General features: G+C 40.8%; 7 protein-coding genes. 4 read left to right on the top strand and 3 right to left on the bottom strand.

Annotated features, from left to right (window positions below):
* Positions 1–72 precede the first annotated feature (72 nt).
* The gene (locus tag ACUVXA_RS11650; protein WP_445871437.1) at positions 73–849 is read left to right on the top strand and encodes an orotidine 5'-phosphate decarboxylase / HUMPS family protein; all 777 of its coding nucleotides are present in this window, start codon (positions 73–75) and stop codon (positions 847–849) included.
* Between the two features lie 58 nt (positions 850–907).
* Here ACUVXA_RS11650 and ACUVXA_RS11645 read toward each other — a convergent pair whose 3' ends face one another.
* Positions 908–1417, bottom strand: coding sequence for a hypothetical protein (locus ACUVXA_RS11645; RefSeq protein ID WP_445871436.1), 510 nt, complete (start codon positions 1415–1417; stop codon positions 908–910).
* 224 nt (positions 1418–1641) lie between these two features.
* On the opposite strand from ACUVXA_RS11645, the gene ACUVXA_RS11640 reads away from it, so the two are divergent.
* Positions 1642–2994: a hypothetical protein gene (locus ACUVXA_RS11640; protein ID WP_445871435.1), complete on the top strand. Its 1353-nt coding sequence runs from the start codon at positions 1642–1644 to the stop codon at positions 2992–2994.
* Between the two features lie 93 nt (positions 2995–3087).
* Here the strand turns inward: ACUVXA_RS11640 and ACUVXA_RS11635 are convergent, their stop codons facing one another.
* On the bottom strand, positions 3088–3453 hold the full coding sequence (locus ACUVXA_RS11635) for a hypothetical protein (protein ID WP_445871434.1): 366 nt from the start codon (positions 3451–3453) through the stop codon (positions 3088–3090).
* Positions 3454–3730: 277 nt separating this feature from the next.
* Here ACUVXA_RS11635 and amrS point away from each other — a divergent pair, with 277 nt between their 5' ends.
* Positions 3731–4765 carry an AmmeMemoRadiSam system radical SAM enzyme gene (gene amrS / locus ACUVXA_RS11630; RefSeq protein WP_445871433.1) on the top strand — a complete coding sequence of 345 codons (1035 nt, stop codon included), beginning with the start codon at positions 3731–3733 and terminating at the stop codon, positions 4763–4765.
* Between the two features lie 16 nt (positions 4766–4781).
* Entirely contained in the window at positions 4782–5546 is a 765-nt protein-coding gene (locus tag ACUVXA_RS11625) for a tRNA (adenine-N1)-methyltransferase (RefSeq protein WP_445871432.1), read from the top strand.
* A 30-nt stretch (positions 5547–5576) separates the two neighbouring features.
* Here ACUVXA_RS11625 and ACUVXA_RS11620 read toward each other — a convergent pair whose 3' ends face one another.
* On the bottom strand, positions 5577–6395 hold the full coding sequence (locus ACUVXA_RS11620; protein ID WP_445871431.1) for a hypothetical protein: 819 nt from the start codon (positions 6393–6395) through the stop codon (positions 5577–5579).
* Positions 6396–6591: the final 196 nt, after the last annotated feature.

The raw sequence follows: 6591 nt of genomic DNA, 5'->3' as shown, positions 1-6591 counted from the left end.
AAAATTTTTTATTTTTGGGATGCATAGTTTTTTTATACTGGTTTTGCTTTTCATTTGTTGGGTGGAGTTTTTATGTCGATTTTCAGTGAAAAGCTTGGGAAAATTGCCCAGGAGAATGAGAGTCGTATAGTTTTAGCCTTGGATTTATCATTGTCGTCTAAGGAGAAAGATTTTAAGAAAAAATTACTGGAGAAAGCTCAGAAGGTTTTAAATGATGTTAGAGACCATGTTGCAGGAATTAAAATTAACTTTCAACTTTTACTCCCATTAGGTCTATTTGATGAGCTACGATTTTTAATTCAGACCACAACAAGTTACGGCATTCCTCTAATTATGGACTGCAAGCTTAACGATGTGGAGCATACCAATGAGTGGACTGCGCGTCATATTTTTGACGCCGGATTTGGCGCCTTAATCGCAAATCCTTTCGTAGGTTTTAGAGGGGGGTTAGATAGTGTCTTTAGTGTGGCTGAGGAGTATGGTGGAGGTGTTATTCTTTTAGTGTACATGTCTCATTCGGGTGCTGATGAGGGTTATGGTCAGAGAGTGATTTATGAGAACGATTTTCGTTGGCAGTATGAGGTTTTTGCTGAGAAGGCGAAATCCTGGGGAGCGGAGGGGGTAGTGGTGGGTGCAACACAACCTAAGATAATTGAAAGGGTATCCCAAATCCTTGATGGAAAAATTCCGATTTTTAGCCCGGGCATCGGTTTTCAGGGCGGCCTAATAAGTGAAGCCTTTAGAGCCGGCACCTCTTACGCTATTGTGGGACGCACAATCTACCAATCCGAGAATCCCAAAAAGTCTGCTAAGGAAATAAAAGATAAAATCAATGAGGTAATCCGATAACTAAAGCCTCTAATAGTTGAAGAAGAGTTTTTCCTTGAATTATGGTGCGTTAAAATTTTTAGGTGGTTTTGGAGGCTGTTTTTTTAATATTTACTAATATTTGTTCAAGTTTGCTTAGGAGTTCTGGGTAGATTTTTTGGTAGTCTTCGAATTCTTTTTTTGTTTCCCCAACTGTTTTGAGGAAGTTTTTTATGGTTTGGACATTTTTTTCAAAATTTATGAGCAGTTCGGTTTCTCGATTTAGTAGGGTTTCCATATCGATTAGTCCTTCAATGGCGTTACTTAGATAAAATGAGATTTCATCGGGGTTTGTGGAGACTTGCGCCTGTTTTAGCCAGAAGAGATGAGAGAGGAAATCATTAAAAGCTCGCTTTCTTAGTTCCAGGTACTCTGTGATTCTTTGAATGTATATTCTTACGTCCTCTGCGAGTTCCAGTTGCTCTTCGGAGTGTTCTCTAATAAAGTCGGGCGAATCTATCTCGAACCCGTATTTTTTCCTCAGTTCTTCGGTTACTCTTTGACATAGTTCCAAGTACTCTTGGATCTGGGTTTTTAATTCGTCTTCCAATTCAGGCCCCTATCCATAAGGAAAATTATTGCTATTTAAACTTTAACCAGGTTAAGGAGGACTAAATTTAGTATTAATGGGTATAATAGGAAAATTGAAAATACTCCTAAAAAAACTATCTATGTATGTATTCTTTGAATCTTGACTAAATAGAAAAATTTTTAGTATAGAGTAGCCCCTTATTTAAAATATTGCTTGGAATCCATCTTTCTGAGGGATCCCCCATGGGTAGAAGAATAGGTGGTGTTTTAGCGGTTAGATTACTGGTTGTAATCTGCGCTATTGGGTTACCGATATATTTTGCCTTACTCTTCGCCATTTCTCCCTTCAAAATCTATCAATACCCTTTCCCAATCGATCCAATGCTTGTTAATTTCCCCCTATTCCAATTCATAACACAAGCATCTCAATTCCTTAATGGTACAGATTTCTTGATGAACTATGTGGTTGCGCCAATCTTTTTCTCACTACCTTGGCTCTTATTCATTGTGATAAACAGGACCCGTTTAGCCAACACTTTTTCAGTAATGAACAGCAGCACCACCATTATCCCTCTCCGATATCGCATGTTCTACGGTTTCAACACCCTGATAGTAATAATGTTTTTTATACTTCCCGTGATTTCTCCCATTCTGGGCATCTTTGCAGGAATTATTCTTGCCGGAAGACTCGTCACGATGAGCGACTGGGTTTGGAAGGCAAGCAGATCCACCAGAATAGTGTATACCGCTCTTCTAGTGCTCATGATTTGTCCACTACCAGTTTACGCCGCGTGGATTTTTTACAATGGACAAATATTTGCTTTGATGGCAAATTGGATCTGGGGCATCTGGACCAATGTTATGATAATGGTGTACGTGATTGCCATGTGCATAGTGGATTCTCTAGCAATCGGCTCCGTAATCTGGCTTATTTTTGCAGGAGCAGGGGAATTCGAAGCACAAACCTATGGAGTAAAGATGACCGAAGTGCCATACAGGTTACTGGCCATTTTCCAGTTCATTGTTTTCCTAGTCTTAGCCTACTTAACACTACCCTACATTTACTTTCCAGGCATAAGTCCTTCAGGATACCTCACGTGGGGCGGAGACCCTGAGCTTCTGTTCAACTACATTAATTACGCCTGCCTCGGAATCTTCGGCCTAGTATTCCTAATATGTTTAATTAAAGGACTTCAAAGAAACGGCGGCTTCAACCCCTCACTGATAGGCTTTTTCTTCGCCGGAGCATTCCTAGGAGTAGACTACTTCACAGGCAGATTCATAATCCAACTGGCTACAACACCCAAGTTTCTCTCATATTACCTGTACACTATACCCGACCTAGTAGTAAAATATGTCCCCTACCAGTACTGGTTCAACCTCATTATTCCCGTTCACCAAATTCCAACCATTTTCACATACTTCTTCATCGACACCGGGAATTCTATCTTCCTCAGCCTAGCATTTCAAATCTGGAACCTAGTCCAAACAAACAGCACCATCATGACCACTGCGGTTGGAGTCACGGTAGCACTCTGGCTCCTCGTATTCATTTGGAGCTTTGCCAGAGCATCCCCAAAAGAAATAATCTGGTAAAAAATTCTACCATCTTTAATTAATATGTAAAACGCTTTAAATGAGCGGGCTCTCTAAATAAAAAAGATTTAGGATTGTTTGATTTTTTGGATATTAAATTGTTCCTACAAATACTGGAGGCTCGGCGAGTTTTATGATGGGAATATATGTGAATTTTGGATCAATTTCTATGGATTTTACAAAAGTTATGGATTCTTCCGGCTGTCCCTGATATCGGAGAAACTGTCCCTTAGGAGCCTCTTTCCCGACCACACAGATAAACAGGGGAAGACCCCTCAGATCATAGTACCCGGGAAAGCTCACCGTTAGAGCCCCATATATATGTTTGCCATCCTTCTCAAAATACAGAATCGAAGCACCTCTCTCACGAGCCATCCAAAAAACCAGCATCCTCGCCAAATCCTCTAAGCTTTCAAGTTTAAGGGGTACAGCAGGTTGTAGCCGCGTTTTCTCAGCCAAGATACCACCAACCATTCTTCTATAAATCAAATTTTAGAAAATATTATAAAAAGGAATCACATATAAAACTATGCTTCCGTTAACAGAATTTAAAACGGCAACCAGTTTTCGATAAGGCCATTTCCAACATTAACAGCCTTATTTATTTATAAAACACATTTTAGTAAAAAGAATTTTAAAAAAACAACCCTATAATGATGTTGAGAAATCTTCAGGTTAAAAACGCTAAATTTCTAGAAAAAAGCAGGCTCAAGATATATGCAATGAGGGCTTTTAGATGGGAAATAATGATTTATGTTTAAAGGAGGCATTACTAGTAGAGGAAACTGAAGATGGAAAAATCAGATGCCTTACCTGTATGCGCAAATGCGTAATTTTAGAGGGGAAATATGGGGTCTGCAAAACAAGAAAAAATATTGGAGGAAAGCTTTTTACACTAATCTACGGTGACATTTCCTCCCTAAGTGCAAATCCCATAGAAAAGAAACCCTTCTTCCATTTCCATCCAGGCTCAAAAGCCTTAACTGTTGGTTCTTGGAGTTGTAATTTTTTATGCCCTTGGTGTCAAAATTATGAAATTTCAAAATTTCCTCCTGATGAATTTAAAAACTATGTGAGTCCGGAACATTTTATGAGGCTGGTTAAAGCCTACAAGTGTCAGGGAACCTCTATTTCTTTTAATGAGCCCACCCTAATGCTGGAATACTCATTAGATGTTTTTAAACTGGCGAAAGACAGTGGATATTATAACACCTATGTGACTAACGGTTACATGACGCCGGAGGCCCTAAATCTTCTCTTTGAAAGCGGTTTGGATGCCATGAACGTGGATGTGAAAGGATGTAAGGAAACCGTGCAGAAGTACTGTGGAGCTAATGTGGATTATGTTTGGGACAATATTCGTGAAGCAAAGAGAAGGGGAATCCATATCGAAATAACCACTCTGGTAATCCCGGGAGTAAATGATGATGTGGATTGCTTAAAGAGTATAGCTCAGAGAGTAAGGGACATAGATGAGAATACTCCGTGGCATGTGTCCCGGTTTCACCCGGATTACAAAATGAGGGATAGAGGACCCACCCCCACCAAGACCTTGGAGCTGGCAAGGCAGATAGGGTTGGATGCAGGCTTAAAATATGTTTATCTTGGAAACGTGCCGGGACACCCTGGTGAAAATACCTGGTGCCCGGTTTGCGGCGAGTTACTCATAGAGAGATACATTTTTAGTATCAACAGGTATCGAATTACAGATGATAAAAAATGTCCCAAATGTGGCACAGAAATTCCCATCATTGGAGAACCAAGCCTCTAATAGAGAAGGGAAGAAAATGATTGTAAAGGTAGGCGACTACGTACTCCTAATATACGATAATAGGAGAAGGTGGCTTCTAAAAGCGGAGGAGGGAAAAAAGCACCACACCCATCGGGGAGTGGTAGACTTTGAGGATATTATCGGTAAACCCTATGGGACCACGGTTCTTAGTAACCTGAATCACAAGTTCTACGTGGTTAAGCCTACACCCATGGATCTGATACTGAAAATGCAGAGAGCCACCCAGATCATCTATCCCAAGGACATAGGACTCATCCTGCTAAACACCGGCATCGGTCCCGGTAGCCGAGTGGTGGAGGCGGGCACCGGAAGCGGAGCACTAACAACCATTTTAGCAAATTATGTTAAACCCTCTGGAAGAGTATACAGCTATGAGAGCAGAGAAGAATTCTCAAAAATAGCGAGAAAAAACCTGGAAAAAGCAGAGGTCATAGATTACGTGGAACTCAAAAACAAAGACATTCTGGAAGGCATAGAGGAAGAAAATATTGACGCTGTGGTATTGGACATGGCTACACCATGGCTTGCTGTTAAATTAGCCCACAACGCCCTTGTGGGGGGAGGCCATTTCTGCTCATACACGCCCACGATTGAACAGGCACAAAAAACAGTGAAAGAACTGAAAAATGAAAACTTCATCGACATTAGAACCCAGGAGTGCATGGTTAGAGACATTATTGTGGAAGAGGGAAAAACCAGACCGGAAACCAGAATGATAGCACACACCGCATACATCACTTTTGCGCGAAAAATAGTATAGCATAAAAAGGAGAAAAGAGGAAAAAGAAGTCTAAAGGCTAAGCGAACCAACCCTACTTCTCAAAAGAGAAATTATCTCATCTCTTCTTCCGCCAAATTCAGACTCCGGTTGAATAACAAGATCACTTCCTTCCAGAGAAACCTTACACAGGGTACCTCCACTGCTCAAAAACTCGTAAATCGTCATCCCGCCACTAGACAGAGTAGTTTTCAACTGAAAACCGGCAAACTTTTGGGCTAGCAAAACAGTTAGAAGCCCGAGCTTAACCTGACCAGCCAATTCGGGATCAATTGTCGAAACCGGTCTTTTAGCACTAACAGGTTTAGCCGCTACCACGGGCTGCGGTTCAACCTCTTCAGAGATCGGGGCCAGTTTAGGAGCCCCCACCGGTTTAGGAGCAATAATCGTAGGCTCGGCCTCAGCGTAGGCTTCCTGCTCTACGGGCTGAGGAATAGGACCCACCTGCGGTTTCACCCCGACTTCCATTACGAACTGATCCTTCATCCCGAATCTACGGTTGAAGATGGATTGCAATTCTGAGTTATAAGCCGATATCTCTGGATCTTTTAGGTTAGACTCATCGACTATTTTTAAATTTTTTAAATCGTGGCCGATGTGGAGTTGTCCATATGCAAATCCCGATTTTTTAATCGATTGCGCAGTACGCGTAGCCGATCTCTTGCGAACATCACTACAATCCTTACCAAACCATAGGTACAAAGAGTCATTAACCTCATCGATAATAGCTACAATACTTTCACTCGACAGGTTTTCATGTTTAAAGGGAAGAGGAATCTTTTCTCCATGTTCAATTTGAAGCATAAGCATGTAGCTGGGTTTACCAGACAATTCACATCACCGAACAATTAGTTAATTTCTAATATTCACACAATACACTATAAGCCTTTTCCGAATATTTAAAAAAATCTAAAACAAAAAAACAATTCAAACACCAAAATAAACCACACACCAAAAAATCATACAAAAAAAACGACTCCACATCAGAATAAATATGTGAAGAAAGCAGGATGTCACGAAGTTTATG

The sequence above is a fragment of the Candidatus Jordarchaeum sp. genome (assembly GCF_052745115.1).
This window is presented reverse-complemented; position numbering and strand designations above follow the sequence as displayed.

Bases quoted from the DNA above. Each gene is read 5' to 3' on its own strand.
- ACUVXA_RS11650 (WP_445871437.1), top strand. From the start codon at position 73: ATGTCGATTTTCAGTGAAAAGCTTGGGAAAATTGCCCAGGAGAATGAG.
- ACUVXA_RS11640 (WP_445871435.1), top strand. From the start codon at position 1,642: ATGGGTAGAAGAATAGGTGGTGTTTTAGCGGTTAGATTACTGGTTGTA.
- amrS (WP_445871433.1), top strand. From the start codon at position 3,731: ATGGGAAATAATGATTTATGTTTAAAGGAGGCATTACTAGTAGAGGAA.
- ACUVXA_RS11625 (WP_445871432.1), top strand. From the start codon at position 4,782: ATGATTGTAAAGGTAGGCGACTACGTACTCCTAATATACGATAATAGG.